This window comes from Mycobacterium sp. UM_Kg27 (assembly GCF_000972905.1).
Classification (GTDB): Bacteria; Actinomycetota; Actinomycetes; order Mycobacteriales; family Mycobacteriaceae; genus Mycobacterium.
The window spans coordinates 1-328 of sequence record NZ_JRMM01000349.1 but is presented as its reverse complement, the minus strand read 5'-3'; the positions used below and the strand labels follow the sequence as shown (position 1 = coordinate 328).

Sequence of the window (328 nt, the reverse complement as noted above, 5' to 3'; positions counted from 1 at the left end):
GCTGCGGCGTTTCAGGGGTCGCATGCCCGGTTTGTGGCGATGGCGGCGCGGGTGAATGCGTTGCTGGATATGGCGCAGGTGAATCTGGCTGATGCCGGTTCGACGTATGTGGCGGCTGACGCTGCTGCGGCTTCTGGTTACACCGGGGTTTAGCGGGCGGGCCAGGGAAAAGGAGCAGACTGATGTCACAGATTATGTACAACTACCCGGCGATGTTGGCCCATGCGGCTGAGATGAATGGGTATGCGGGCACGTTGCAGGCGGTGGGTGCTGACATTGCCAGTGAGCAGGCGGCGTTGTCGGCGGCGTGGCAGGGCGATACGGGTAT

1 protein-coding gene and 1 pseudogene are annotated in these 328 nt (G+C 62.5%); both read left to right on the top strand.

Annotated elements, in window-relative coordinates:
• Positions 1–153, top strand: a pseudogene (locus LI94_RS22910) (type VII secretion protein EsxS); the annotation flags it as partial.
• A 29-nt stretch (positions 154–182) separates the two neighbouring features.
• The coding region (locus tag LI94_RS21580; protein ID WP_046302549.1) for a WXG100 family type VII secretion target at positions 183–328 on the top strand (146 nt) is incomplete at its 3' end.